This window comes from Methylocystis sp. Sn-Cys (genome assembly GCF_016745395.1).
In the GTDB taxonomy this organism is placed as follows: Bacteria; Pseudomonadota; Alphaproteobacteria; order Rhizobiales; family Beijerinckiaceae; genus Methylocystis; species Methylocystis iwaonis.
Window position 1 is genome coordinate 169,000 of record NZ_JAERVJ010000006.1, and the last position, 25,433, is coordinate 194,432.

The 25,433-nt window shown below is 59.9% G+C and carries 27 protein-coding genes; 8 read left to right on the top strand and 19 right to left on the bottom strand.

Going from position 1 to position 25,433, the window contains the following annotated elements:
- Positions 1-23 precede the first annotated feature (23 nt).
- From JJT62_RS13180 to JJT62_RS13215, 8 genes are all read right to left on the bottom strand, one after another.
- Positions 24-2,741 (bottom strand): PEP/pyruvate-binding domain-containing protein, encoded by a 2,718-nt coding sequence (locus JJT62_RS13180; protein ID WP_202073227.1) that lies wholly within the window; start codon positions 2,739-2,741, stop codon positions 24-26.
- 51 nt (positions 2,742-2,792) lie between these two features.
- Positions 2,793-4,439: an NAD(P)/FAD-dependent oxidoreductase gene (locus JJT62_RS13185; RefSeq protein ID WP_202073228.1), complete on the bottom strand. Its 1,647-nt coding sequence runs from the start codon at positions 4,437-4,439 to the stop codon at positions 2,793-2,795.
- 84 nt (positions 4,440-4,523) lie between these two features.
- Positions 4,524-5,033 (bottom strand): DUF6041 domain-containing protein, encoded by a 510-nt coding sequence (locus tag JJT62_RS13190; RefSeq protein WP_202073229.1) that lies wholly within the window; start codon positions 5,031-5,033, stop codon positions 4,524-4,526.
- Between the two features lie 268 nt (positions 5,034-5,301).
- Positions 5,302-5,604: a HAMP domain-containing sensor histidine kinase gene (locus JJT62_RS13195; protein ID WP_202073230.1), complete on the bottom strand. Its 303-nt coding sequence runs from the start codon at positions 5,602-5,604 to the stop codon at positions 5,302-5,304.
- A gap of 192 nt (positions 5,605-5,796) precedes the next feature.
- Complete coding sequence (locus tag JJT62_RS13200; RefSeq protein ID WP_202073335.1) at positions 5,797-6,135, bottom strand: cupin domain-containing protein; 339 nt, start codon at positions 6,133-6,135, stop codon at positions 5,797-5,799.
- 364 nt (positions 6,136-6,499) lie between these two features.
- Positions 6,500-6,766 (bottom strand): type II toxin-antitoxin system VapC family toxin, encoded by a 267-nt coding sequence (locus tag JJT62_RS13205; RefSeq protein WP_202073231.1) that lies wholly within the window; start codon positions 6,764-6,766, stop codon positions 6,500-6,502.
- Complete coding sequence (locus tag JJT62_RS13210) at positions 6,763-7,014, bottom strand: type II toxin-antitoxin system VapB family antitoxin (protein WP_202073232.1); 252 nt, start codon at positions 7,012-7,014, stop codon at positions 6,763-6,765. The genes JJT62_RS13205 and JJT62_RS13210 overlap by 4 nt, the downstream gene beginning before the upstream one ends.
- Before the next feature lie 157 nt (positions 7,015-7,171).
- Positions 7,172-8,173 carry a GlxA family transcriptional regulator gene (locus JJT62_RS13215; RefSeq protein ID WP_202073233.1) on the bottom strand — a complete coding sequence of 334 codons (1,002 nt, stop codon included), beginning with the start codon at positions 8,171-8,173 and terminating at the stop codon, positions 7,172-7,174.
- A 139-nt stretch (positions 8,174-8,312) separates the two neighbouring features.
- Between JJT62_RS13215 and JJT62_RS13220 the strand changes: the two genes are divergently transcribed.
- Both JJT62_RS13220 and JJT62_RS19590 read left to right on the top strand, forming a co-directional pair.
- Entirely contained in the window at positions 8,313-9,077 is a 765-nt protein-coding gene (locus tag JJT62_RS13220; protein ID WP_202073234.1) for a DJ-1/PfpI family protein, read from the top strand.
- 330 nt (positions 9,078-9,407) lie between these two features.
- Positions 9,408-9,635, top strand: coding sequence for a LysR substrate-binding domain-containing protein (locus JJT62_RS19590; protein ID WP_370568555.1), 228 nt, complete (start codon positions 9,408-9,410; stop codon positions 9,633-9,635).
- A 101-nt stretch (positions 9,636-9,736) separates the two neighbouring features.
- On the opposite strand, the gene JJT62_RS13230 is transcribed toward JJT62_RS19590, so the two are convergent.
- From JJT62_RS13230 to JJT62_RS19595, 9 genes are all read right to left on the bottom strand, one after another.
- On the bottom strand, positions 9,737-10,426 hold the full coding sequence (locus tag JJT62_RS13230; RefSeq protein ID WP_202073235.1) for a spermidine synthase: 690 nt from the start codon (positions 10,424-10,426) through the stop codon (positions 9,737-9,739).
- Positions 10,427-10,444: 18 nt separating this feature from the next.
- Complete coding sequence (locus JJT62_RS13235) at positions 10,445-11,089, bottom strand: DUF938 domain-containing protein (RefSeq protein WP_202073236.1); 645 nt, start codon at positions 11,087-11,089, stop codon at positions 10,445-10,447.
- Positions 11,090-11,264: 175 nt separating this feature from the next.
- A complete protein-coding gene (locus JJT62_RS13240) occupies positions 11,265-12,185 on the bottom strand; it encodes a ketopantoate reductase family protein (protein WP_202073237.1) in 921 nt (306 codons plus the stop codon).
- 52 nt (positions 12,186-12,237) lie between these two features.
- Entirely contained in the window at positions 12,238-13,752 is a 1,515-nt protein-coding gene (locus tag JJT62_RS13245) for an argininosuccinate lyase (protein ID WP_202073238.1), read from the bottom strand.
- Positions 13,749-14,771 (bottom strand): 1-aminocyclopropane-1-carboxylate deaminase/D-cysteine desulfhydrase, encoded by a 1,023-nt coding sequence (locus tag JJT62_RS13250; protein WP_210340665.1) that lies wholly within the window; start codon positions 14,769-14,771, stop codon positions 13,749-13,751. The genes JJT62_RS13245 and JJT62_RS13250 overlap by 4 nt, the downstream gene beginning before the upstream one ends.
- Positions 14,768-16,099, bottom strand: coding sequence for an adenylosuccinate lyase family protein (locus tag JJT62_RS13255; protein ID WP_202073240.1), 1,332 nt, complete (start codon positions 16,097-16,099; stop codon positions 14,768-14,770). The genes JJT62_RS13250 and JJT62_RS13255 overlap by 4 nt, the downstream gene beginning before the upstream one ends.
- On the bottom strand, positions 16,096-17,010 hold the full coding sequence (locus tag JJT62_RS13260; RefSeq protein WP_202073241.1) for a hypothetical protein: 915 nt from the start codon (positions 17,008-17,010) through the stop codon (positions 16,096-16,098). The genes JJT62_RS13255 and JJT62_RS13260 overlap by 4 nt, the downstream gene beginning before the upstream one ends.
- Positions 16,997-17,812 carry a phosphosulfolactate synthase gene (locus tag JJT62_RS13265; protein WP_202073242.1) on the bottom strand — a complete coding sequence of 272 codons (816 nt, stop codon included), beginning with the start codon at positions 17,810-17,812 and terminating at the stop codon, positions 16,997-16,999. Before JJT62_RS13265 ends, JJT62_RS13260 begins: the two co-directional genes overlap by 14 nt.
- Before the next feature lie 96 nt (positions 17,813-17,908).
- Entirely contained in the window at positions 17,909-18,358 is a 450-nt protein-coding gene (locus tag JJT62_RS19595; protein ID WP_202073243.1) for an OsmC family protein, read from the bottom strand.
- Between the two features lie 322 nt (positions 18,359-18,680).
- Between JJT62_RS19595 and JJT62_RS13275 the strand changes: the two genes are divergently transcribed.
- The 6 genes from JJT62_RS13275 (at position 18,681) to JJT62_RS13300 (ending at position 23,800) form a co-directional block, all read left to right on the top strand.
- Positions 18,681-19,694, top strand: coding sequence for a Nit6803 family nitrilase (locus JJT62_RS13275; protein WP_202073244.1), 1,014 nt, complete (start codon positions 18,681-18,683; stop codon positions 19,692-19,694).
- Complete coding sequence (locus JJT62_RS13280; RefSeq protein ID WP_202073337.1) at positions 19,684-20,784, top strand: MSMEG_0568 family radical SAM protein; 1,101 nt, start codon at positions 19,684-19,686, stop codon at positions 20,782-20,784. The genes JJT62_RS13275 and JJT62_RS13280 overlap by 11 nt, the downstream gene beginning before the upstream one ends.
- Positions 20,781-21,335 carry an MSMEG_0567/Sll0786 family nitrogen starvation N-acetyltransferase gene (locus tag JJT62_RS13285; protein WP_202073245.1) on the top strand — a complete coding sequence of 185 codons (555 nt, stop codon included), beginning with the start codon at positions 20,781-20,783 and terminating at the stop codon, positions 21,333-21,335. The genes JJT62_RS13280 and JJT62_RS13285 overlap by 4 nt, the downstream gene beginning before the upstream one ends.
- Complete coding sequence (locus JJT62_RS13290; protein WP_370568547.1) at positions 21,332-22,321, top strand: sll0787 family AIR synthase-like protein; 990 nt, start codon at positions 21,332-21,334, stop codon at positions 22,319-22,321. Before JJT62_RS13285 ends, JJT62_RS13290 begins: the two co-directional genes overlap by 4 nt.
- Before the next feature lie 88 nt (positions 22,322-22,409).
- Positions 22,410-23,336 carry a Pnap_2097 family protein gene (locus JJT62_RS13295; RefSeq protein WP_202073246.1) on the top strand — a complete coding sequence of 309 codons (927 nt, stop codon included), beginning with the start codon at positions 22,410-22,412 and terminating at the stop codon, positions 23,334-23,336.
- A gap of 56 nt (positions 23,337-23,392) precedes the next feature.
- Positions 23,393-23,800, top strand: a complete 408-nt coding sequence (locus JJT62_RS13300; protein WP_202073247.1) for a DUF983 domain-containing protein — start codon at positions 23,393-23,395, stop codon at positions 23,798-23,800.
- A gap of 123 nt (positions 23,801-23,923) precedes the next feature.
- Here the strand turns inward: JJT62_RS13300 and JJT62_RS13305 are convergent, their stop codons facing one another.
- Positions 23,924-24,478: a cupin domain-containing protein gene (locus JJT62_RS13305; protein WP_370568548.1), complete on the bottom strand. Its 555-nt coding sequence runs from the start codon at positions 24,476-24,478 to the stop codon at positions 23,924-23,926.
- A 135-nt stretch (positions 24,479-24,613) separates the two neighbouring features.
- On the bottom strand, positions 24,614-25,279 hold the full coding sequence (locus JJT62_RS13310) for a hypothetical protein (RefSeq protein WP_202073249.1): 666 nt from the start codon (positions 25,277-25,279) through the stop codon (positions 24,614-24,616).
- Between the last annotated feature and the right edge of the window lie 154 nt (positions 25,280-25,433).

Sequence of the window (25,433 nt, forward strand, 5' to 3'; positions counted from 1 at the left end):
GCCACGAATTTTGTGTGATTCTGTCAGGCGGCGGCTTGCCGCTCGGCGCGTTCTTCGATGCGAACGACGCCCGCGTCTCCGTCGAGATAAAGGAAGTCGCCAGTTCGGATTTTCAGCGTCCCCGATCGAGTGTTGACGACCGCAGGGATGCCGAATTCCCTCGACACGATGGAGCTGTGGGACAACGGCGAACCGATGTCGGCCACAACGCCCGCGGCCAGAACAAAAAGCGGAGTCCAAGAGGCGTCCGTGAATTTGGCCACGAGGATTTCACCCGGCTGAAACTCCTCGGCCTGACGCTGCAAATCGGTGATGACGCGGGCGCGCGCGACGACGACGCCGGGGCTCGCGGCGAGTCCCACAAGGGCGTCGCTATCATCCGCGAGTCGCGCCGCTGCGTTTGACCGTTTCGGCTTGTAGCCCCCGACAATGCTCATGGGAGGCTCCTCGGCGCGCAGATTGATGAGATGCTCGCGCCGATTTTTCTCAATGAACTCGCGCGAGAACGCTTGCGCCGCGGTTTTTTGGCCCGCGACGTAAGCGCGCAGCTCGTTGAAATCGAGAAAAGGCAGGTCGGAGAGATTCGCCACGCCCTCTTCGCTCAACCGCCGTATGATCTCCAGCGCAATTTTGCGATAGAACCAGGTTTCGGCGACGAAAACGGGCCGGACGCGCTCGCGCAGGTCGGCCATTTTCGCATAGGCGGAGATCACGAAGCGCAGCTTCAACCGCGCCTTCAGCGGAAGGGTCGAAAGCAGACGCGTGGTATCTTCGCGCCGCTTCGCGTCGCTCTCGCGCATTTTGTCGTAAAGATCGAATTCGTTCAGTAGATACAGACGGATGACTTTTAGCAAATAAAGCGGCTCGTCGTTCCAGCGCGCAATGCTCAAATCGAATTCCTGACGCCCACGCGTTCCGAACTGGCGCAGAAACGCTGCGAACGGACCGTCCCAAAACGTCTTGCCGGAGCTACTGAGTTGCAGCCGCTCGACCAGCTCGTCCGGCGAGCCGTTCAAAAAGAGAACGCGCAGCTCTGGTTGGGCCTTCACCGTGTCGGCGAGCGCGACGACGCCTTTGGTGACGTCGATCGTCCGCAGATTATTGAGCGACGCCTTGATGCGATTATGCAGGCCTTCCCCTCTCCCGCCGAGCCATGTCTCGCATAGCTCCGCTAAAGCGTCGTAAAGCGCGAAGGATTGCAGAAAGAACGGCATATAGGCCGAACAGCTCGCTAAAAAGTTGCGGTCGATCAGTTCGAGCTCGGCGTTGAGCTCCTCGAGACTCATTTTCGTCAGATCGAGCGCGAGAAACCTGTCGATGCGGTCTTTGCCCAACGCCTCCATGCGCCGCGCTGTCTTTTCAGCAGTCGCGACATTGATGAGTTGCTGGCGCAGCCAGTAAAAGGCGCTGCGCAGATAGGCCAGCCCCTTCACCGGTTCGCCGTAAGGATTGCGGTAGTTGGAGAGATCGACCTCGTCGGTGGCGTATCTCTTGGTGAATTTCATGTGATCGCGGGTCGGCGGACACTGGGTCAGCATGTGGGCCGAGGCCGAGATGTTTAGGTAGACGTATCCGCGGATGTAGCCCATGAAATGCCGCGACGACGACATATTCAGCAGCCCCATCGTCTTGACCGCCGGGCCGTGAATGTTGTTTTGGTAGAACCGGCAGAATGACAGACCGAACGGCGTCATCAGCCCGGTGACGATCTCTCCTGTGTCCATGCGCGAGAACATCGTATTGTCTCGCAGCGAGCTTTCCGCTTCCTCTGGATCGGCGAAAACAGCGTGGGCGGCGCGCGGGTCGCTCACGGTGATGGGCCGCGCTTGCAAAATGGCGATCTTCCCGTCCTTGATCGCCCATTCGACGTCGAGCTCCTTGTCGGCGAAGGCCGGACCGCACGACTGCCTGATAGTCATCGCGTGTCGCGCGAGCTGTGCGGCCTGATCGTCCGTCAGCGTGGCCGCGTCGGCGAGCGTGGCCGGCGTTTTTTCCAGCGCCACGCCGCCGTCGCGGTTGCATACCGTGCGCATCGGCTTGTGGCGGATTGTCCTCGCGACGGCGAAGTCCGTGCGATCGACGAGATAGCTGTCGGTGACGACCTGGCTCGACACGACTCCCTCGCCGACGCCCCAGGCGGCCTCGATGACCATGCGGTTGGCGTCTCCGCCGATCGGGTCTGTCGTGAAGAGTACTCCCGCGGCGTCGGCGTTCACCATCTGCTGAACGACTACAGCAATGGATTTTTCTATGTCGCCGCTTTGCGCGACCGCCTCACGCTGACGGCCGTAGGCCGCGACATGGTCGGCCCATAATGACGCCCAACAGCGCTTTACGCAGTCGATGACGGCACGCTCGCCCTCGACATTGAGGAATGTCTTGTATTGGCCGGCAAACGAGCTTTCCGCCAAATCCTCGCTTACGGCAGACGAGCGCACGGCGACCCGCCCGCCTCCGAGCGTCGCATAGGCGACGATGATTTCGCGTTGCAGGTCTTGCGGTAGCGTAGCCGCCTCCAAGACGTCTCGTAGGCGCGCCGGATCGTTTTTGGTCGCATCTTCTGTAAGGCCGAAGCGTTCGACGAAAGCGCGATAGGCTTCTGTCGTAACGCAATAGGCCTCTGGCGCGGGCAAGCCGGCTCGGGCAAGCGCATTCAGCGACATGGCCTTTCCACCCAGGATCAGGCGGTCCTCCTCGAACGTCCCATCGAGCGCTCGGACGTATTTCATCGCTTCGGCCATTGTTATCTCTTCGTATGTGGAAATTGCGCGAATTGAATGGTTAGGTAACAGTTAGACCATCGAGAACTCTGCACCGAGCGGCACGCTTGTTGCGCCCAGCGCCATCGTCAGACGTTCGGCCGCATCGAGTCCCGCGCCAACGGCCGACTCGAAATTGCCGACGCCATAGGTGTCCTGATTAGCGAAAACCATGCGACCAAAGGGCGCCGACGCTCTGCGGAAGAGGTCGCTTTTCATTTGTCCTGGACGAGGCGATACGAGCCCTTTGGGCCATAGCCACAGGCGAATGTCCTCGACGGCTTGCGGGGGAACGCCAGCGCAGGCCAATATGTCCGAAACCTCGGCTCGCGCCGTCTCTTGAAGATCCCGGAACGCCACTTTGGCGAGCCGACCCATGTTGTCGCGACGAGAAACCGGCTTAAGGAGCGTGAGGACGCCCCCTGGATGGCTTTGCGTCGGATCGAGCCAGTTTGCGGAGATGCAGCCCCCGATCCGGCACCATCCCATAGGGGCGGCCTCGTCTTTTCCGGCAATGATATATGCGCCGAAGCGGTCGCCCCAGACCGGCTGCTTCAAAATGACGTTCGCGACAATGTAGTCGCCATATTCGATCTCGGCCATCGCAGCCCGCTGGGCGGAGGGAAGATCGTGTATCGCTTCGAGCGCCGCGTGTTTCGACGCCGCCCATACGACCGCACGCGCCTCGACAAGATGCTCCCGTCCGTCGCGTTGAAAGGTCACGCGATAGCGATCGGCGCCGTGGCTGCATATGGATGTGACTTTCGCCCCATTGACGCAGCGAAAGCTCTCGCGCAGTTCCAGACGCTCGCGCAACCGCTCCGTGACGAAGCCGTTGCCCCCCGGAAACGCGACAAGCTCGCCATACAGGTAGCCAATAAGGAAATGAAGCCCGACGTAGCCCGATACATCGTCGAGCGTCAGGCTTTCGACCTGCAACGTCGTGACGATGGCGTCACGAACCAGATTATCGAGGTTTTTGGGGGGACGCAGGTCTGGCGGCAGCGTCTCGCGCAGGCGAGCGTCGGACAGCAACTGCTCCAGAGTGACGCTGTCGAATTGCTCCATTTCGGCGCGGCTCCAGCCGTCGGCGGAATTCCATGGAATGGAGGGATAGTGGCCCATTCCGGGCGCAAGGCGACCCAGATAAGCGTTCAGATGCGCGAAGATCGGGTCGCCAAGCCGCTTTTCTGCGGCGACATAGGCTTGACCCGACAACGCGGCGCCGATGAGCGATCCGGTCAGGCGATAGACTTTCGGGTTCATCAGTGACGCTGGATGGGAAAGGAAAGCGTGCGACACGACGCCGAGATTTCTAATCAATTCGCTGGTCTTGAAAAGCACCAGCAAATCGTCCGACGTCGAGCGCCACGAACCCCACAGGCCAAGATCTTTCAAGAGTTCTGCGATTCTTCCGTCGGGCGCCGGCGATTGCAGGCAGGAAGCTGCAGTGGGAAATCGCAATTCGCCATGGCGTTCGAAACGGGCGGCGCCGCCGACATTGCGACCGTCTTCGAGGAGAGTCACATCAAATCCTTCCATGCGCCAAGCGGCGGTCAGTCCCGCCAGTCCGCCGCCGACGACGATGACGTCCGCGAAATCTGGCGCGTCAAACGCACGGGTATCCCCAAAGTGGTCGAACTCTTGCGAGTTCGGTCTGTCGAATTCTCGCGTAAGCATCGCAATCTCCCAAGCTTCGAGGCGCGCGGGATCAATCGGCCGCGGCGCGGCCGCAATATCATCGATGTTCAACGCCGGCTTGGTCTATCGGTTCTGCGTCACAGCCGATGCGCGCTGTCGTAGATCATCTTGCTTCGCTGTCGGTGGCGTTGCAGGAGCGCGCCGCTTTTGCAGTTTGTCGCGGATCAGTAAAATTGCGACGATCGCAAAAGGCAGGTCGATAGCGACGATCTCCGGAGTCGTCTTTGCGAGGATGGCAATGAAACAGGCGATCATCGCCAATTGGCCGACCGCCGCCGCCATTACGAGGCGATCGAAAAGATAGCTGACGCCCGACGCGAACAGCGCGACGCCAACGATGACCGTCACGACTCCGCCGTGGTCTGCGAGCCATCTGCTGATCGGTTCGAGAATCGTCCCGGCGTTGTTGAACGCCGCTGCGCGCAGTGTTTGCGGCACGTTCTCAATGTCGGGGAAGGCCTTCGCCAGGCCCGCAAGGACATAAAGCAGACCAAATATGTAACGTGCGTAGCGCATGAATTCCCACCAATAATGTTTACGTTGAATTGGGCCACCTAACAATGCCTGAGCCAATACTGTGCAAAAGCGTGTGACGATAAAACGGGGTCAACTATTTGATGGCTCAGTCGCTATTTAGCTATACATCTGAACTTTGACAGGCTCATGACTAAGTGCACATCTGCACTTCATCACCCGTTTCTGTTTCTAATAAACACGGCCATGCTCGGAGGGCCATCGATCCAGCGTCGATCACGTTTTTTGAATTATTGCTCCCTAAAGCATCATTGATGGGCGGAGCATTCCGAAACTACGATGCGCTCTGGCTTTGAACTGACTAGCGCTATCTTGAACGTAGCGCCGCAACCCGACGTTTCCTCGATCCAATTTTCCCCCCAAGCTTGCCAATAATTTCTCTTGCAATGGAGAGCCCGAGTCCTGTGCCAGTAGTCGTATTTTCTTTTCGCCAGAATGGTTCGAAAATGGCGCGTAAGGCATTCGTGATCAAATTGCCGAGCACGCTTTCCAAAGCCAGCCGCTGCGCAAATATGACCTGGGGCAGCGCGGCGACCGGTGGCTTTTCGCCTCCCCACAGTTGGGATTGGCGCCCGCTCATCGAAGCGCGTCCGCTCTGGGACGTCGTCATGCTTCTCCTTTGCGGCGGCGGTTTCGCGCTCAGCGTGACTGGCGTCGTGATCGGGTGGCGGCGGCTTGATAAAAAGCTGGCGGCGCGGCCAGATCGCCAAACAAAGCTCAGGCGTCTCCTGCACAAGCGTAACATCAAAGGGCTGCGCAGTGCGCGTTCGAATTCCCGCGACGCCGAGCCATCCGCCCCGCATCATCGAGCTTTGGCGCCCACATGCACCGCCAGCCACACCGTCGGTTCATTGGCGTCCGTCCATTCGATGCGGTGCCGAGCGTGGGCCGGGATATCCACGTAATCGCCCGGGCGCAGGATGCGCGGCGCGGCCTCGCCCTCGAACAACAAGCCCGCCGAGCCGCCCAGCAGCACGACCCATTCCGCCTGCTCTTGGTCGTACCAGAGGCCAGGCTGGCTGGCCTGCCCGGTGGAGACGATCCGCTCGATCCTCGCGCCCGGCAACTCGGCCAAGATCGTGATCTCTTCGTCCATCAAGCGTTCGGGCACGTTCGCAAACAGGTTCCTGGCGCCGAGCATCGGCTTCCTCCATGCGGCTGCAGTCCCCTGCACCCCGTGGCCCGTCAAATGGAAGTAGTCGCTTCTTCCGGTGAGCATCTGGGCCAGTCCGTCGACGGCGGCCAAGACCGTAGACGACGAGAAATATAGCGGGCCTGAAGCGAGCGTAGCGCACGCGCATGAGGAACCATGCCGATCGGCAATCGCGCTGAATTGCGACGTTGGCTCGAAGATTCGTCCCGGGGCGTCAATGTCTCACGGAATCATTGATGTCGGTCTGCGAGAAATCATTGCCTTTGAACAAGAGGCGCGCGCGGTAGGCGCGAGCACAGGCGTAAGCGAAGCAATCCCCGAAATTCAAAGCGGCGGGATGGCGGCTTCGCCCCTATTTCTCGAACGCGCCGAGCGCGACGCTTGTCATGCCTTCAGTGATAGGAACGACGCGCACCGCGGCCTCGTCCAGCAATTCGCGCAGCATGTCCCGCGCGTCATTGGCGGCGATCTGGCGCGCGTTCATGAGACGCGCGCAGGTTTCATAAACCGCGAGAGGGGACGTATATGGCGCCTTCGCCGAAGCGATACGCTGCGCCATCTCGGGGCCGTCTGGCTCTTCCAGAAGGATCGCGAGAAACGCGGATGCGTCGATCATCATTTCTCATTGTTCCACATATCATCGAAAAAACCCTTATGGCTCGCGTGCGTTTGTTCGGGCCGGGCGGGGTGCGACGCGACGCGCGCGCGAAGCGGCTGCAGTCGTTCCCACAAAGGGATTTTCGCCCGCTCGCGCGCGAGCTCATTCGCGCAGGCTTCCTTGATCGCCTCGACGATGGGCTTGCGCTTCGCTTTTGCGAGCTTGCGGATGAGTTCGTCGGTTTCAGGGTCTTTGATGCTATAGGCCACAAGATACCTCGTTTTGGATATACAGATATCTGACAATAGAAATATAGCATTGGGGAGGCGCTAACAAGCCGGAAGCTTTTGATCTGCTCCGCTATTCCTTCGATCTGAGGGATGGCGCTGCAAATTCCCAATTTACCGCCGAAAGAGCCCAAGAGATTCATGCTCGATCCGCTCCACCCATCGCCGGAGATCCAGATCGCGCGTTCAGCCGGCTGGCGCGTCGTAGCGATTGCGGTGGTTGGCCGTAAATCCTCACGAATGCCCTGCGCATTCTTTCTACGTCGCCAAAGCCGACGCTTCGCGCGACTGATTCGATGGGTTCGGTCCCCTTTTCGATCAGGGGGATTGCAGCCTCGGCGCGCAAGCGCTCGATGGCTTTTGCGGGCGTTTCTCCTGTCTCGTTGACAAACGCTCGCGCAAATTGACGCGCACCGATGCAGACCGCTCCAGCGAGCCTTTCGACCGTGAGCGGCTCGTGCAAATGTTCACGCGCGAAGGAAAGCGCGTCCTTGATCCGACCTGACGCCGGTTCGAGCTCGAGAATGGTAGAGAACTGGGACTGGGCTCCCGGCCTGCGGTGATAGACCACCAAGTCTTTCGCGACGGCCTTCGACAGTCCCGCGCCAAAATCCTCTTCGATGAGCGCAAGCGCCAGATCGATGCCGGATGTGATTCCCGCCGCTGTCCAGATGTTGCCATCCTTGATGAAAATCCGGTCGGCGTCGACGCGAAGTTTTGGAAAGCGCCTTTGAAGCGCAGCGGCATATCGCCAATGTGTCGTAGCCTTGCGGCCGTCGAGCAGCCCCGCTGCCGCCAGTAGGAATGCGCCTGTGCAGACGCTCGCAACGCGCCGCGTTCTCGGCGCTAGGTTTTCGAGCAGCGCGACCGTTCGTCGATCGCGTTCGAGCGCCTGGCCTTCGGGACCGCCGACCACCAGGAGCGTGTCGACGCTGCGGTCGTGCGTGGCCTTCGATGAATCTACGGACACCCCGGAACAACTGACGACCGAACCACCTCGCGCCGAGATGACCGAGAGCGCGTAAGGCGCCTCATGCATGCACGAGGCGACATTGAAAGTGCACAGCGGACCACTGAGATCGAGCAATTCGAAGCCAGGATAAACGACGATCGCTATGGACCGTACGACTTTGTGAGCCATGGCTGACCAACCTTGCAGCCATAAGCTGCCTCCATTTGCTGGCGCCGTCAATGACAGATTTTGAGGTTTATATGTCATTTCTGCCATCGTCTGCGTTGGCTATGGTGTCCTCGATAATCACAGCCGGGGAGTAACGCGCATGCCCATTTTACCCGAGAAATCCAGCGTGCCTTCGATCGAGAAACTCCGCGCCATGATATCGCCGCAGGGGACCGCGCCATTCCATGTCGGCATCGTCATCGGGCCCGGCTTCATTCCCATGGACATGGTCGGCGTCCAGACAGTTTTCGGGCTAATGCCGGGCGCCGAAATACATTTGGTCTGGAAATCTTTGGACTTGGTCGAAGGTTTCCCCTCCTGGTGGACGAAGCCGACAACGACCTTCGCAGATTGTCCAGATCTTGACGTCATCGCTGTCCCGATGCTGCCGCCGGAAATCCAGAACGACGCCGAGGCGATTGAATTCGTCGCAGCGCAGGGGCGCAGGGCTGGTTGCGTCATCGGCGTTTGCAATGGCGTTCTTATGCTCGGCGCCGCAGGTCTTCTCAAGAACAGGCGCGTGACCTCGAGCCATAACGCGCTGCCGATGTTAACCCACCTCGGGGCGGCGGAGGTGGTGCAGGGGGGCGCTGGCGTTGTCGTCGACGGCAATCTTTACACTGCGGGCCCTGGCGTTGGCAGCTTCGAGGCTGCACTGCTCGCAGTCGAACGCATTTTCGGGCGGGCTAGCGCTGAATTGGCCGAGTGGATTATCGAATACGATCCCCATCCGCCCTTTGGCAGAGGAACCGCGACACAAGCGCGACCCTTGCATGTCTCGCAGTCCGAGGCGCTGATGGCCGACATGGCTTCTCAATACTCACGCGGCGCGGTGGAGGCGTTCGCCAAAATGTCGCGGTGTTGACCGAGAATCCGTCTGTTTTGCCTTCAGCAGGCGCTTCGCCACACGCGACGATCGGAGCACGACCAACATCCACGCAGCCGTCTGCATCGCAGCGGCAAATTTTTTGGGGCGAAACAGCGCCGCGAAATCTCGCGCCCCTCGAAGCGGCGACGTCAAGCGCGCTTTGGCCACCCGAAATTTCTCGGGTGGCGGAACGTCGATCTCGGGAGCGCCACAGCTATGAGCATGGGGAGCCGCACGCTCGCGGTCTACTCCCGCCTCAGCGCGTCGATCGGATTCATCGCCGCGGCACGCAGGCACGGAAGATAGCGAAAATTAAGCCGAATCCTGCTGCAGCTCACGCCTGCCGGCTACGGAACGACTCTTGTTCCGCAACTCGCCGTAGAAGCATGGCGGGATCGGAAGAATCGCATGACCATTCTGCCGATAAAGGGGTTTAACGTATCGCGGCGCGTCAGACTGGTTTTTCGCCGTGGCGAGCCGCGGCACAAAGCGATGAACGTCTTGGCGCAAACGCTCCGCGCGGGTCTCCCGGCTTGCGTGACCGTCGCGCCGTAGATCTTCCGCTTGGTCTTCAAAGAACTTGGTTTCCTTTTCACGAGGGAGCGAAGGCTCGTTGGCTTACCAGCCGTTGACGAAGTCTTGACCGACTGGGGGAACTATTGGGCGCCGCGACCGACGCGCGTCGCGATCCAGACGACGTGCCGGGCCCCGCCTCGTCCGCCATTGGCGCGAACCTTGATCTCCTCGACGCCGAACCCCGCCTTGTGGAGTCGCTGTGTGAAGCTGCGATCCGGGGCGCAAGACCAGACGGCCAGGACGCCGCCGGGACGCAAGGCTTTGCGGGCCGCCGTCAATCCCGCGCTGTGATAAAGCCCGTCATTGGCTTCGCGCGTCAGCCCCTCGGGGCCGTTATCCACGTCTAGGAGGATTGCGTCATAGGACCCCCGCCCCGAATGAATGAGGCGGCCCACATCCGTTTCCTGGATCGAGACGCGCGGATCCGTCAGACTCCCCCCGTGTAATTCGGCCATTGGGCCGCGCGCCCATGCCACTACGGCTGGGACGAGTTCCGCGATGACGACTCGCGCCTTCGGATCGAGGACCGCAAGCACGGCGCGCAAAGTAAAACCCATCCCAAGCCCGCCGATGAGGATGCTCGGCCCTGGGCAAGAGCGAATTCTCTCATATGAGAGTGTGGCGAGCGCCTGCTCGGATCCACTCAAACGGCTGTTCATCAGTTCATTATTGCCGAGCATGATCGAAAATTCGGCTCCCCGGCGCATGAGTCGCAGCGCGCCCTCGCCGCCAGGTATTTGCGCCGTGTCGATCAAAGACCAGGGAATCACGCTCGCCTCTTCAGTTCGTCAGAGATGCTCTTTCAACGCCGGCGTCGGCTGTCTCATCACGGCGCTGCGGCGAAAAGTCAAACTTAGATTATTCGCCGGCATTTCCACAATGTCGGGTCTTTCGAAGCCTGCCTGGCGGCCAAGATCGGCCACTGTTTCGAGATCACGCACGCCCCAGCAGGGATTCTGCGCGCGAAGGCCCGCGTCGAATTCAGCGTTGCCCGGCGCGGTATGAGCGCCGTCCCGTTTGTAGGGGCCATAAAGATAGAGCGGCGCGCCGGCCGGCAGAATCGCGCCTGCATTGTCGAACAAGCCCACCGTCGCCGCCCATGGCGAAATATGGATCATGTTGATGCAGATGACGGCGTCGGCCCGCTCGATTGGCCAGGGCGCGTTCGCCGCATCGAGAGCGAGCGGCGCCCGCACATTCTGGGCGCCAGAGCACGCGATCCACGCCGCGACGCTCGCGCGGGCCTTTGCGCTGGGGTCCGATGGCGCGAACGTCAGGTTTTTCAGGTGGGCCGCGAAATGCACTACGTGTTCGCCGGAACCACTCGCGATCTCCAACACAAGCCCCTGTTTGGGCAGAACCGCCCGCAACACATCCAGGATGGGCCCTCGGTTGCGGGCCGCTGCGGTCGAGAAAAGGCGATCGTCGTTCATGCGTTTATCCAGATTCCGCGGCTTGAAGGAAACGGGACCGCTGGTCGTCCCGCCCCATCGAGCGGAGATGCCCGACGAGAGAACGCTATGCGAGAGCCAAGCCAATCGAATGCGCTGCAAAGGAACGCCATCAAAGAGCAGTCAGGCCCCTTTCTCAAGCTTCAATAACGCACGCTCATGCAGCCTTGACCCTGTTCTGGTAAATACAGAGATGAGCGTAGGCTGCGGAGAGGAGAGGCGCTTTGATCCCCACTTTTTTCCCTCGACGCACCATGTCGCCGATAATCTCTTCCACCTCAATAGAGCGGCCACGCTCAATATCCCGATACATCGAAGAGGCCACCGACGAACCTTTGGCGATAATCTGTTGCCGTGTTGCCGTGAGGAAATTATCCGAGGGAGCTTCACCCACCGCTCTGACAATCGCGACGATCTCATCTAGAATCTGGAGCGCGAAGGCTTTGCCCTCCGGGCAAGCTTCTACCTCGCCTATTAGCCCGCGCATTAGGCAAGTGACCGCTCCCAGGGCAGAAAGCAAAATCCATTTTTCCCACATTTCGCAACGGACGCAGCTCGAAAGCCGGGCTCCTATCTGAGCGCTTCGGAGGAACGCGTCCAGCTCCTGAATCCGCGGAGTCAGGCTGCCGTCGAGTTCGCCATAGGCCAACTCCTGCAGGAGCGAAAGCTGTATAATGCGGCCGTCCTCTTCGAGAACGGTCATAACTCTCAGAGCGCCGCCAATTACGTTGTGCGGAAATCGCTCCGACAAGATGTCCATATGACGCATTCCGTTGAGGACCGGCAGGATCATCGTGTTGCGGCCGACCGCCAGTGAAAACGCGTCAAGAGCGGCATCGAGCTGAAAGGCCTTTACGGTTACCAGGATGATATCGTAGGGCTTGGTAATCCTTTCCGCCGTAATGAATGTCGGGTGGAATATTGTATCGCCAAAGGGGCTGATAATCCGGAGCCCACTCTCTCTTATCTGTGCGGCACGTTCAGGTCGCACAAGGAAGGTAACGTCACGCCCCGCCTGCGCCAACCGCGTTCCAAGATAGCCCCCCGTTGAACCGGCTCCGATGACAAGCAGCCGCATGATTCTCTCCTCCTCTCCTGCGCATGTCGGTGCGTTTGCTGTGCCTTCACGGTCAGCAGCCAGCGACAAGCTTTTCGACTCGGCAAAGGAGATCCTTCTCTACTTGCGTGAATTTTGCCAAATCCGCGCTCGCTTGCGCGCTCAATCGGCGCGCAGACGCCCCATATTCTGCAGCCATCGTTTCGACGACCCTGGGCGCGGCCCCACCGGCCGAGGACCGGCTGGCGACGATCTGTTTAGGATCGAGGATCGCCGCCAGCCTATCGGGATCGAGAGAAAGCTCCACGCCCGCCACACGCCGCGCGGACAGATGAATCATTTCTACATCAATATCTATCCCCCGCCGTCCGCCTCTGCTCGCCGCGCTGACCACATCGCCAACGATTCGGTACGCTGTCCTGTAGTCGACGCCACATTCGAGCATGACGTGCTCGGCTAGGTCGGTCGCTTGGCTGAAACCATTTTCTAGCGCCTTCCATAGACGAGCCTCGTTGACCATCAGAGTGGAGACGACGCCTCTCGTTAGATCGCTCACCTTGCGCGCATACTCTAAGGCCCGCGGAATTTCACCGTAGGCAAAGATCAGGTTGTCGCTCCGAGCAGATGGGCTTTTAACGACCGCAAGGAAGCCAGCAAGACGCCCGATCAACATGCCACTTCCACCGCGTATGATCGATAGCGCGTAGGGGTTGCGCTTCTGTGGCATCAGCACTGACGAGCGCGTGTAGGGCCCGGCGAGATCGACATAGTCGAATTCCTGGCTTGACCAGATTTCCAGGTCTTCGGCGAGCTTTGATTGGTTGGATAGTAGACTCACGCCCGTCCCCAAGAGATCGATAAACGTATCTGTCTGCCACATCGCGTCTCGCGTATGCTCGATCACCCTGTCGAAACCGAGAAGGTCTGCGACAAACGCGCGATCCCCAAGCAGGCGGCTCCCGTTGACGCACCCAGCTCCCCCTGGGCTTTCATTGATTTGGCTAAGCGCCGTGCGCAACCGCTCGGCGTCACGCAGCGCCGGTGGAACGAAGCTTAGAAGATAATGGCCAAAGGTCGATGGCTGGGCCTGCTGCAGATACGTCTGATCGGCCATGAAGGTTTCGGCATGCCGCGCAGCGATATTGCTTGCAGTTTCAGCGAAATCGGCTGCGGATTTCAACAACTCCGCGGTCAGGCGACGCAATGAAATGCGTAGAGCAACGCGCGCCGCCTCGCGGCGGGGTCTGCCCGCGTGGAGCCAGCCGGCGACATCTCCAAGCGAAGCTACTACGTATTGTTCGCGTGAATTATATGCTTCGCCAAGCTGCGGATCGTAAGGAAACTCTGCAGCGTCCGTGTGATAGATTTTCAGCAGCACACCCAAAACCTGGCGCGCGACGCTGTCCGAGATGATTCCGCGATGATGCAGATCGATTACATGCCCGAAGTCCGCCATGTTGAGCCCGTGATGCAGAACTGCTGCATCTGCGATCTCCCAGGCGAAGCCAGCTTCGATCAGCTCCTGCGCCGGTCGATCAGAAGAAGGGCCTTCAATGCGGGCGTGGTAGTCGCGGGTCGGTGAGATCATGTCATTCCATCTCGAGATTTGGCGGGCGGTTGTGTGATTCGATTTGCGGCCCGGTCGGCGACAGCGAGAAATCCCCCCGTATGCCAGTAGACGACAGAGCCTGCCGGCCGGCTTAATGAATCTCCGAGCCAGATCATCGCCTTGCCGTTGTATGTCGTGTCGACCAGTAACCGGCTACGGCGCGTGATCTCGTCAATGAACATTTCCTCGTGCCTGTCGCAGACTCCGAATCCCGCGCCGCGGCCGTCGACGAGTCGCCACTTGCAGTGAACGGATCGCAGTGCGCTTCGTCCACCTCCGCAAGCGGTCGCCATCGCGTTGATCACGGGCGACAACTCCTCAGGCGGTCGAGACACACAGACGCCGACGACTTCGATATTGAAAGCTCCAGCGTCATTTTCGTTTTCAAAATCGTGTTTGAATCCGGAGACAAGACCAGCAATCGTTCCGCCCGATCCCACCGGGATAACGACGGTAACGTCGCGCATTCCGACGTCCGCAAGTTGCTGTCTGAACTCTCCGGCCGCGTGAGCGTATCCCAACGCGCCGACGACGGTTGCGCCGCCACGAGGGACGAGATAAGGACGACGCCCTTTAGCCCTGAGATCATTGACGCATTGTTTCGCGGCGTCATCCATGCTCGCACGGTTGGCCGATCCCGTGAACATCACTGTCGCGCCCGCGGCCAGGGAGAAAGCGAGCGCAATCGGTTCACGATGTGAAACCTCTCCGTAACACACTTGGTAGACCGCAATTCCATGCCTCGCGCATGCGGCCGCCATCAGCGCCGCAAAGTTGGATGTCGGTCCTCCACAAACCACCATGCAGTCTGATTCCTGGGCAATGGCGTCTCCCAGGATGAACTCGATCGTCCTTACCTTGTTGCCGCCCCACGAGTAGCCCGTGAGATCGTCTCTCTTAATCCACAAATCGTCGACGCCAAGCACTTCGCCAAGATCCGAACCTCTCTCGAGCGGTGTCGGAAAGGCGCCGAGCTCGACCCGTGCAACTGGCCTCATTGCCAGCATTCCGATTCCAACGCCCTGCGGCGTCCCGCCGCCTCAACCACGCGATCGACCATCAACGCGCATGACCCAAAGTCTACCCTCGCAAGCTCCGAGAGTTCGTGTTGCGTTGCAAAGCCTTGCAGCAGGCTCGTGAGAGAAACTTTTTCCTCGGCACCCGCACGATAAGCCTCTTGAAGCAGCATTTGCGCACGGTGCTTGCCAAGACGAGCGGACATCACGCTCAGCAAATGCTCGGACGCGGGTACGTTGGACAGATTGCGCCGCATCGCGGCCATATCAATCTCGAGCCCGCAGAGCAGCTCTCTGGACATGGCGGCTGCAGCCAAAACGGAATGACATAACGTCGGAAAGACATGCCACTCGATTTTCCAGTGCCGCCCATCTCGCTCATGTTCATGGACGAGCGAGTCGGTAAGAATATTGGACTGGGCGCGCGCCAGTTGCGCGAGCGTCACGATCTGCTCGCTGCGTTCGGGATTACGCTTGTGCGGCATAGTGATACTCCCCACGGTCGCGTTTTCCGATCGTTCACGAAGCTCGCCGATTTCGCTACGCTGCAAGACGTAAACCTCATTGGCGATGCGAGCGAAACTTGTCGCGGCCATGGCAAATACATGGGCGAATTCGGCAACGCGATCTCGACAAGATAGCCAGGAGATCGCCGGCTCGCGCAATGAGAGCCGACGGCAAAATGCAGCGCGCAGGTCGAGCCCAGAATCTCCGAAGAAGGCCAATGCTCCGACCGCGCCGCCGAGCTGTCCAACGAGCCACCGTTCCTGAGCGCCGCGCATGCGTTCGAGATGACGACCGATTTCATCCGCCCACGAAGCGAGTTTGAAACCGAAGGAAATCGGCGCCCCTAACTGCCCGTGCGTCCGCCCCGCCATGGCCGTCACGCGATGTTGGCGCGCGAGCTCGAGCAACGCGCCCTCCAGCATCCACAAGTCTCGCCAGAGCAACGCGCCGGCAGCTTTCATCTCCAGCACTTGCGCTGTGTCGGACACATCCTGCACTGTCGCGCCAAAATAGACATATTCAGACGACGTAGCGGGCAACAGCTTTCGCAGCGTTTGTATCATGCCAAGCGTAGAGTGACCCGTTGACCGCGTTCGCTCGGCGATGCGATCGAGTGGCAGCTCGGCGCCGCGAAGGGCGCCGATGTCTTCAGCCGCTGCAACCGGGATAATGCCGCATTCAGCCTGAGCCTCGGCAAGAGTCACGATCACTTCCAGCCATCGCGCTACCCGCGCGGTTTCACCGAAAATCTTATGACTCTCGGGCGTGGACCACTGGTGGCCGAAGATCTTGGAGTCGATCATGTGCGCGTCCATGGGACTCCTACCTTTCGGACGATCCGATCGATCGCTTCCCGAACTTCCGCAAGAGACGCGCCCCACGGCACATATGTCGCTCGCGAACGCTCCTCGACGCCTTCTTGGATGAGGCAACATCGTGCGATTGTCTGCGCACCGCCGAGTCGCCCATCCAAAAAGCGGTTCGGGCATATATCGACAATGGGCGCCGTGGAGCCATAAAACCAGCGATGGATCTGTTGGGAACGCTCGCAGCCGAGCAGTATCCAGTCTCGTTTGGAAGGCCTCTCATCGAGGAAGGAAACATTTGCGCCGGTGATGTCGACGCCGGCCCCTCGGCAGGGCGCCAGCACTTCGGCGGGAAGCGGATCGTAGGCTCTCTCCAGCTCCTCTCGGCTGTCGACGAAACTCGGAACCGCGACGATGGGAGGTAAATCCTCCGCCATGTCCAGAACACGCTGCACCTGATCTAGCAACTTCGAGGGAAAGGGAGGCACAACGTCGAAGACATTCAACATTAGAGGCGCCGGATTCAGGAGGAAACTCACGTGCGAATAGCGCCCCTCGACTACAATGCAGGATGCTCGGGGATGCGCCATCGCTATGCGCGCGAGCTGGGAAGGAACCGCCGTGTCGATCGCCGGCGCGACGACGTAACGGCAGGCGTTGGCAGGCGCGAGCACTCGCACCTGCGTAATTCTTGAGAAAAGCCCAGAATCCGCGGGACGCGCAACCTCGAGGACAGCCGAGTCGCCGCCACATCGCGCGACGATGAAACGCGTCCGCATATATGCTTCTCGGCCCGAAAAGTGTTTTATGAGCCAATCCGCGTCAAGGTTATCGACATTCGTGCTGAGCGCGACTTGGCGGTACCGCGTCGGCGTGACGTTGGGAGCAGACGGCTCAAACGCGAACATCTTTGCCTCTTTCCCCCTCGATTGCATAAGAGTTTGGGAGGATTCCCAGCGTGTCGGCGCGTAACCCTCGCCGAAGCGCCTCGAGGCTGATCAGCTCATCGACGAGAATATTGCCGAGATTGACGTCTGATCCGAACTGCCGAATAAGAAATGCCTGCTGTGCACGTTGCGGCGCCTCATAGATAAGGCGGTCCGCCCGGCGGCTTCGCGCGAGCGCGTGGAGCACATTATGCCGGACCTTGCCGCAATCATCGTAGAGGCCGACTGTTCCGCTCTCTCGTCCTTCCACGACGATCCAGTCGGAACCGGCCATCAAGTCAGTTTCAATCTGGGAGATCCAGTCGACCGCCGATAGGATCTTACTTGGATCCTTGCTTCCAATCTCCGACATCACTTCGAACCCGAAAGACCGGGCGCGGGCGATAAGCATCTGCTTATCGCAGTACGGCATATCTGTCGCGCCGTCCGAGATTTCCACGCAATCGAAACCGACCTCTTTTGCGAACGCGAAGAAGCTTTCAGTTCGCCCCTGAAGCCAAGCTGCTTCCAACAGTGTGCCACCGGTGCAAGTCTTGACTTGAGCAGCGCGCAGAACGGCGACTTTCGCTCGGGCGGTCGGATCGACGTAGGATGTGCCGAAGCCAAACTTCCAGACGTCGATGATCCGAGCCGCCGAAGAAAGGATGCTCTCCGTCGCCAGCAGCGTACAGCCTTTGTCGAGAACGTGCGTGATCCCTTTACAACGCGGTTTCGCCGAACGTGGGGGAAGATCAAGGAAGGTTGGAAGCTCACTACCAGGCATGACGCCGATCTCCCTGTGGCGACGCGTAGTATTATAGTATATACGCTATGTCGCATCCGATAGCACGTCAAGGACGTGCGTGATCTCCCGCGCGATTCAGGGCGCCCCCGCAATGTTGGGCTCGCCTGCCGCCTCGACAGAAATTTCAACATCGGAGCGAAGAGTGTTGGTTACGTAGCACAGGCTCTCCGCACGACTGATTAGGGCATCGATCATCGAGGGGTCACATCCCATGCGAGCCGATATATGAATCGCGCGAAAGCGAGGGCCGTCGTAAGTCCCCGTTGCCGTCACCGCCAAGTGCTGCAACTCGACCGATAGCCTTTTGGCGCTAAAAGCGATTGCTAGCGTAAAGCAGGACGCCACAGCCGAAAGCAGAAGCTCCGTGGGTTGAGGCCCACTGTCATCTCCTCCGACGCTTTTCGGCTCATCCGCGACGAGAACGAAATTTCCTGCGCGTATGTCGCAGCGCAGCCCTCCGCGCCACGAACTCTCCACCGATCGTTTGAAACGCCCTGATGCCATACTAAAGACCCCATATTGCATGAATTCCTGAAGCGCATTGTCTCAGACAAACCCGACCCACAACGACAGATGCGTAGCAAGGGCCCCGAGGAGTGCTCTAAGGACGCATTCTCAAGCGTGGAGAAGCCCACTCTTTAGCAGATGCTGCCTTATCGCGGGCCGTTTTGCAAGATTTGTATCATACAATTTTTTATCTTGACTGCCAATTGAATGCATGATTGCATAGCCACTGTAACCACATTGACTGGCATGATTAGAGTCAATCGAGGCCCGGCAACGAGTTGTAGCGCCGAAAATAAACCCGCGGGGAAGCGACGCCTCTCGGCTAGGGAAGGAAAAGCGAATGGCTGAAAAACGAATTGTCAAAGTCGCCGCCGTGCAGATCGCTCCAGATCTGGACACCTCTGAAGGCACTCTAGATCGCGTGCTCGCGGCAATCGCGGAAGCTGCCCAAAAGGGCGTACAGTTCGCAGTGTTTCCAGAGACATTCGTTCCCTGGTACCCGTATTTCTCTTTCGTCCGCCCACCCGTTCTTAGCGGCGCGGACCACATGCGCCTCTATGAGGAGGCTGTGGTTGTTCCAGGGCCGGTGACCGAGGCGGTAGCGCAGGCCGCGCGGCGGCACAAAATGGTGATCGTTCTCGGCGTCAACGAGCGCGATCACGGTTCGCTTTACAATGCTCAGATCATCTTCGACGCGGACGGGCGGATTCTGCTGAAGCGCCGTAAGCTGACGCCGACCTTCCACGAACGCATGATCTGGGGTCAGGGCGACGGCGCCGGGTTGAAGGTTGTCGACTCCGCAGTCGGCCGGATCGGCGCGCTCGCCTGCTGGGAGCACTACAATCCGCTGGCCCGCTATGCGCTGATGGCGCAGCACGAAGAGATTCATGCCGCGCAATTCCCGGGTTCTCTCGTCGGCCAGCTCTTCGCCGACCAGATCGAGGTGACAATACGCCATCATGCGCTGGAGAGCGGCTGCTTCGTGGTCAACGCCACGGGGTGGCTGACGGAAGACCAGATCGCCTCCATATCGCCGGACGAAAATCTGCGCCGCGGTCTGCGCGGCGGCTGCATGACAGCCATTGTCTCGCCCGAGGGTAATCACGTCGTGCCGCCCCTAACCTCCGGCGAGGGTCTGCTCATCGCCGAGCTCGACATGGGGCTGATCGTCAAACGCAAACGCATGATGGATTCGGTTGGCCACTACGCGCGGCCGGAGCTGCTGTCGCTGCTCATCGACGACCGCGTCGCGGCGCCGGTGCGCAGCATCAACGCAGCCCGCTTTTCATCCTCCGGCGAGTCGGCCGAGGACGCAGCCGAAATCTCGAGCGGGACGAACGATGATGCCGACTGAGCATCTTATCAATGAGCTGCAATCCTTCGGGATCCGGCTCGCCGCCCCCGGAAGCGCGGGGGTGACGAGGCGCGGCGGCGCCGGACCATCGGACCATGTGCCGGTGACAATCGACGGGATGACGGTGATGGCGCCGGTGCATAATGCGCCGGCCTTCGAAAGCCCTTACCTGGCGGAAAAACCCAACGCCCAGGGGCGCAGCCGTCTGAGCCGCGACGGCGTTACGATCGGCGACATCTCGTTTACCGCGCGTCCCCGGTTCTACGATCGCGTCACAGCCGACGGCGTCCCCTACTCCCACATCGCGACCTTGCATGGTCGCGATGTACTCGCCACGACAGTGCTGCAAACCTGCATCCGATACCAAAGCCGCGCAAAGACTTGCCAATTTTGCTCGATTGGCCACTCGCTCGCGGCCGGCCGCACCGTCGAGCGCAAGACGCCGTCGCAACTTGCGGAGGTCGCAAAAGCTGCGGTCGAATTCGACGGCGTTCGCCACATGGTGATGACGACGGGCACGCCTCCCGGTCCCGACCGCGGCGCGGCAATTCTCGCCGAGAGCGCGCGCGCCGTAAAAGCCGCGGTCGACCTGCCGATCGAGGCGCAGTGCGAACCGCCGGATGACGACGCATGGTTTGTGCGCATGAAAGACGCCGGCGTCGACTCGCTCGGCATGCATCTCGAAGCGGTTTCGCCGGCGGTTCGTGCGCGCGTCATGCCAGGCAAGGCGCAAGTTCCAATCGAGCGCTACTTCTCAGCGTTCGAGGCCGCCGCGCCCATCTTCGGTCGCGGCCAGCTCTCGACCTTTATCCTCGCGGGATTGGGAGACAGCGCGGCGGAAATACTGGATATCTGCGAGCGTCTGACGTCGATCGGCGTTTATCCATTCGTAGTGCCTTTCGTGCCGATCTCGGGGACGCCACTCGAAAGTCACCCGGCGCCGACGCCTGATTTCATGCACGCCGTCCTCGAACCGCTGGCCGCCATGCTCGCCAAGACGGGTCTTCAGTCTAACGAAATCAAAGCCGGGTGCGGCAAATGCGGCGCGTGCTCGGCCCTCTCCACTTATGAGCGGAAAACCGGCAAATGACGGCTCCGCTCGACACCCCCCGCATCGCCTCGAGCCTTCAAATCAAATGGGCGACCGAGGAATGGGAAAAATCAGCCGCGATGGCGCTCCGGCGCCGCGTCTTCTGCGACGAACAACAAGTCTTCGAGCAGGACGACCGAGATGAGATCGATGTGGCGGCCATCCCGCTGGTCGCCGTTTCGCTCTTTCAGGACATTGCCGACGGAGTGGTCGGCGCCGTGCGCATCCATGAGGACGAAGCCCGGGATGGAACCTGGTGGGGATCACGGCTCGCCGTCGAGAAGCGCTATCGCCGGTTCGGCGGCGTTGGCGTTGGCGCGGGGCTAATCCGCCTTGCGGTGTCCTCTGCGCATGCGCTTGGCTGCCGGCGTTTTCTCGCCAACGTGCAGAGCCAGAATGCGCCGCTGTTTCAGCGACTGCATTGGCGATCGCTCGGTGAGTTCGAATGCCACGGCCGACTCCATCACCAAATGGAAGCGGATCTCAGCTATTACCCGCCATGTGAGACGCCGAACATAGGCTTCTTCACCCGAGCGCGAGGCGCGGCATGACCATGTCAATCATCGCCAGCCAAGTCGCGCATACACTTAAGGAAAGCAAAAGTTTCGCGGCAAAAGCCGATATCGCCGACGTGATTGGCTTGCTTGGCGTTTCCGCCGAGGAAGCGATAGCGGTCGGCGACGACTGTGCGGCGATCCCGGACGGCGACAGTTATCTTTTAATTGCGATCGAAGGCTTCATGAATGAATTCGTCGCCCGAGATCCTTGGTTTGCGGGCTGGTGCGGCGTTATGGTCAATGTCTCCGACATCGCCGCAATGGGGGGCGCGCCGATTGCGGTCGTCAATGCCATCTGGTCGGACGGCGTGGGCTCGGCCTCGCCGGTCCTTGAAGGCTTGAGAGAGGCGTCACGCGCCTTCGGGGTACCTGTCGTGGGCGGGCACAGCAATCTCCGTACGGACCGCGCCCAGCTTGCGGTCGCAATACTCGGGCGCGCCAAAAAGCTTCTCACCAGTTTCGACGCGGAGCCGGGCGACCAGCTTATTTCGGCGATCGATTTGCGCGGGCGCTTCCGAGAGCCGTTCTCGAATTGGGAAGCGGCAACGACCGCCCCACCTGAGCGCCTGCGAGGCGATCTCCAGCTCTTACCTGCAATCGCTGAAGCCGGGCTGTCGAAGGCCGCGAAGGATATCAGCCAAGGAGGCGTCGTCGGCACCGCGGCCATGCTGGCCGAATGCTCGAATGTCGCTGTCTCCATTGATCTCGCCGCAATTCCCAAGCCGGACTCGATCCCGTTAGAACGCTGGCTGACGAGCTTTCCCAGCTTCGGCTACCTGATCACGGCGCGTCCGAACAAGGTCGATGAAATCTTGGCTCTGTTCCGAGCGCGCGACATCGCCGCGGCAGCGATAGGCGAGATCGCCTCGGGCGCCACCGTCGCAATTTGCAATCAAGGAAAGCGCGAAATCGTCTGGGACTTCTCCCAGAGAGCGCTGATCGGGTGCACCGCGCAGGGCGCGAATCGACGCTCGAATTGAGAGCTGCAACCAAGGCGAGTCTACAGGTCATATGACACACACCCCTTTTCTCTCAGGCTCATCATCCCGAGACCATCTCGGTTGTCCCATGAGCGCATTTCACCCGGCGCTCAGCGCCACCGACACGCGGCGTGGGATCGAGATCGTCGCCGGACAACAATGCCGCTGGGGGCGTGCTGAAACGGATACGTATTTGCTGGGCATGCCCCAGCTTGGTCTGAACGGCCTCTCGGAAACCTGGCTCCTAAAAGAACTCGGCCATCGCCACTGGATGATGCTCGCGCGCCTCGCCGGGCAGGATGCGCCGCGTTTCACCGACGAGCGCGGCGCGCCCGTCTACGCAGCATTTTGTGCTCTGTCTATTTACGACGCTAGATTAGAAGCGGCGCGCGAGAACGATCATCTGGTTATCAGTTCAAAGCTGCGACGACTGTCCCGGACTCAGATGCTCAGCCGTCACGAACTGAATCTGCCAGATGGCGACATTGGCGTGGTCGAAATGGTGTCCACCTTCGTGCGTCGCGGCGCTGAGGGCGGCAATCATTCGGTTTCACGCTTCGCCGCGCCGGGGTTGCCGCCGGTATCTCCCGGGCTGGAAAACCATTGGCTCGCCGCCCGCGCAGCAGCACTACGCGCCGGACGGGCGGATGCCCATATGGGCTTCTCGGTTCGTCAGGCCCAACCGCGCAAGGTGGCTTCCTTCGACCCCTGCCCTAGCCAGGATTTCAATGGCGCTGGCCTGCTCTACTTCAGCAGCTTCGTATCTTTCGCCGATCGCATGGAATGGTCGTTCGCGCGAGAAAAATCTCTCGGTGCGACAACGGTCAGGCGAGACGTGTTCTTCTCCGGCAACATAGATCCCGGCGAGACATTGGCGGTTAGCTTGGTTGAATTGCGGGACTATACGGAAACATTTGCTCATCACTGCCAGATCTTGCGCGAGCAAGACGGCGCTCCCTTGGCCCGCATTTTCACAGTCAGACGAGCGCCGACGAAACCAGAGCAATCCCGATGATTGCCGAGAGCTCGCAATGAATCCAAAGGCTTTTTTCCCCGTGAGGAGTCCAAGCCATGCCGAAGAGAGTACATGTTCCGCCTTTGTCGCCGTTACAGGCCGGTCTGCGGGGTCGATGCCCGCGTTGTGGACGAGGATCGCTCTTTAACGGCTTTCTTGAGCTTCATAAGCAGTGCGACGCCTGCGGCCTCGATTATTCCTTTGCGGACCCAGCGGATGGGCCGGCGTTTTTCGTCATGTGTTTCGCCTGCGTTCCTTCGGTCGCGCTCGCCCTGTGGCTGGAGGCCGTCTATTCTCTTCCCTATTGGGCGCACCTTTTCACGACGCTTCCGTTCTTGTTAGTGACCTGTGTGCCGCCTCTGCGACCGTTAAAAGGGTGGTTTGTCGCCCGCCAATATTACTATGACGCCGAAGAGGGCCGCCTTGCGCTCGAAGATGTGCGCGCCAAACATCAGACGACGTAACCGCGGCGATGACGACGCATCGGCTCGGTTCTCAGAGTCCCCAATTGTAGGATGACAAAATGCGCCGTGAGGGCGCCCGTGGTTCGGTCTTCATCAACAGATGGAGGACCGCCAACGCCCTCATCAGTCACGATTGCGACACGCTATCCAGATCAATTGAACCGGCATCTTGCTTTTATTTTCCCAATGGTGCGGGAGGTTGCCATCGAATTGCAGTGAGTCTCCCGCTTTCAGGATGTAGTCGCGACTGTTGACTCGGAAAGAGACCTCGCCTGACAAGACGTGAACGAGTTCCTCGCCCGCGTGTCTCAGGGCCTTCTCGCCGCTGGAGGCGCCAGGCGCCATTCGAGCGATCGCGGCGGCCGTCTGAAATTTCTGATAGGAGCCCGTTATGCCCGAGAGGCTCAATCCCTTATGTGACGTATAGACGCGCGGTCGCTGGTCCGCCGGCGTGTAATGGACGGGCTCCGGCAGAGTCTCGTCTTCCTCGACAAAATAAGAGACTGAAACGCCCAGGGCCGCAGCGAGCTTGAGCAGCGTGGTGATCGTCGGCACCATGCCGCTACGTTCGATCTTGTGAATTGCGGCAGGCGACACGTCGCTGATCTCTGCGAGCTGCTGCAAAGACAAGCCTTTTGTTCGACGCAGATTCGCCACCTTTTGGCCAACCAAACTCACAATGTCGTCTACTTCGCGAGAGCGCGAGCCTGCAACCTCGCGGGGCGCGCCATCAGCCGCCCGCTTCCGCGGTTCAGCCTTCTTCTTCGTCTGCGTAACCAAGGTGTACTCCGGCTTATCGGCGTAAAATGGCGATTACCGATCTAGCGCTACAAGCGCCGTTTCGATTTTCATTTTCTGAGTATATTCGATACGGTCGCGCAGGGCGTCTCTCGATTCCAGCGCAGGTCCGACTGCCTCATGTTCTTTCCAATCGTCTACGCCGGGAGCGATTTCTATCACTTCTCCAGACTCAGGATCAAACCGCGCAAGCGCCGTCACGAAAACGGTCGCTCCGTCCAGCGGATTTCGTTGAAGCATGGATATGATGGCCAATCCAGTTTCAATATGCATCTCGATCCCCTGAAAAGGCGCGGCCGCCCCCCGATCGAGTTCCCCACTCCCTTCGAGGGTCACCCAGGCATGCCCTGAACCGCGCGCCTTGTCTATGCGCGATCTTCTAATCCTGCGAGCGTCGAGTTCACATATCTCGCGCTCGCGGATAGCGAAGGCTGCGCCTAACAGTTGCTCCTTGGGAAAGGGTAATGCTTCCAAAGTAATTGCGAGCGTGGAGTCCCCTGGCCATGCCGCCTCCAATTGTTCGAGCGCCTCGATATGGCGCAGCTCATCTGCCAATCTGCGGACGGTTCCCAGAATTCCTTGGTAGCGCGACACGTCCGAAATAGCGCCCTCGTACAACTGGCGCTCAAACGCAGCCCAGCGTGCGCGCGGCGTATGATAATCCACCCTGCCGTCGATCATCCTTCCTCTCCCCCTGCCTCGGATCGCCATCTTAGTTGGGCCATCCCCTTCTTTGCCTGACAACAATCATACTAGATATGAAATGAGAGTTCACTATAATAAACGTGCTTTGGACGCGCCCTGCTTCAACGCCGCAACCGTTCCCTCACAGGCC

Coding starts and splice junctions, on each gene's coding strand:
- JJT62_RS13300 (WP_202073247.1), top strand. CDS start 23,393: ATGCCGAAGAGAGTACATGTTCCGCCTTTGTCGCCGTTACAGGCCGGT.
- JJT62_RS13265 (WP_202073242.1), bottom strand. CDS start 17,812: ATGCCTGGTAGTGAGCTTCCAACCTTCCTTGATCTTCCCCCACGTTCG.
- JJT62_RS13200 (WP_202073335.1), bottom strand. CDS start 6,135: ATGCTCGGCGCCAGGAACCTGTTTGCGAACGTGCCCGAACGCTTGATG.
- JJT62_RS13215 (WP_202073233.1), bottom strand. CDS start 8,173: ATGGCTCACAAAGTCGTACGGTCCATAGCGATCGTCGTTTATCCTGGC.
- JJT62_RS13195 (WP_202073230.1), bottom strand. CDS start 5,604: ATGACGACGTCCCAGAGCGGACGCGCTTCGATGAGCGGGCGCCAATCC.
- JJT62_RS13235 (WP_202073236.1), bottom strand. CDS start 11,089: ATGAACGACGATCGCCTTTTCTCGACCGCAGCGGCCCGCAACCGAGGG.
- JJT62_RS13290 (WP_370568547.1), top strand. CDS start 21,332: ATGACCATGTCAATCATCGCCAGCCAAGTCGCGCATACACTTAAGGAA.
- JJT62_RS13205 (WP_202073231.1), bottom strand. CDS start 6,766: ATGATGATCGACGCATCCGCGTTTCTCGCGATCCTTCTGGAAGAGCCA.
- JJT62_RS13275 (WP_202073244.1), top strand. CDS start 18,681: ATGGCTGAAAAACGAATTGTCAAAGTCGCCGCCGTGCAGATCGCTCCA.
- JJT62_RS13295 (WP_202073246.1), top strand. CDS start 22,410: ATGAGCGCATTTCACCCGGCGCTCAGCGCCACCGACACGCGGCGTGGG.
- JJT62_RS13280 (WP_202073337.1), top strand. CDS start 19,684: ATGCCGACTGAGCATCTTATCAATGAGCTGCAATCCTTCGGGATCCGG.
- JJT62_RS13220 (WP_202073234.1), top strand. CDS start 8,313: ATGCCCATTTTACCCGAGAAATCCAGCGTGCCTTCGATCGAGAAACTC.
- JJT62_RS13255 (WP_202073240.1), bottom strand. CDS start 16,099: ATGATCGACTCCAAGATCTTCGGCCACCAGTGGTCCACGCCCGAGAGT.
- JJT62_RS13310 (WP_202073249.1), bottom strand. CDS start 25,279: ATGATCGACGGCAGGGTGGATTATCATACGCCGCGCGCACGCTGGGCT.
- JJT62_RS13185 (WP_202073228.1), bottom strand. CDS start 4,439: ATGCTTACGCGAGAATTCGACAGACCGAACTCGCAAGAGTTCGACCAC.
- JJT62_RS19595 (WP_202073243.1), bottom strand. CDS start 18,358: ATGCAATATGGGGTCTTTAGTATGGCATCAGGGCGTTTCAAACGATCG.
- JJT62_RS13180 (WP_202073227.1), bottom strand. CDS start 2,741: ATGGCCGAAGCGATGAAATACGTCCGAGCGCTCGATGGGACGTTCGAG.
- JJT62_RS13250 (WP_210340665.1), bottom strand. CDS start 14,771: ATGAGGCCAGTTGCACGGGTCGAGCTCGGCGCCTTTCCGACACCGCTC.
- JJT62_RS13240 (WP_202073237.1), bottom strand. CDS start 12,185: ATGCGGCTGCTTGTCATCGGAGCCGGTTCAACGGGGGGCTATCTTGGA.
- JJT62_RS13285 (WP_202073245.1), top strand. CDS start 20,781: ATGACGGCTCCGCTCGACACCCCCCGCATCGCCTCGAGCCTTCAAATC.
- JJT62_RS13260 (WP_202073241.1), bottom strand. CDS start 17,010: ATGTTCGCGTTTGAGCCGTCTGCTCCCAACGTCACGCCGACGCGGTAC.
- JJT62_RS13245 (WP_202073238.1), bottom strand. CDS start 13,752: ATGATCTCACCGACCCGCGACTACCACGCCCGCATTGAAGGCCCTTCT.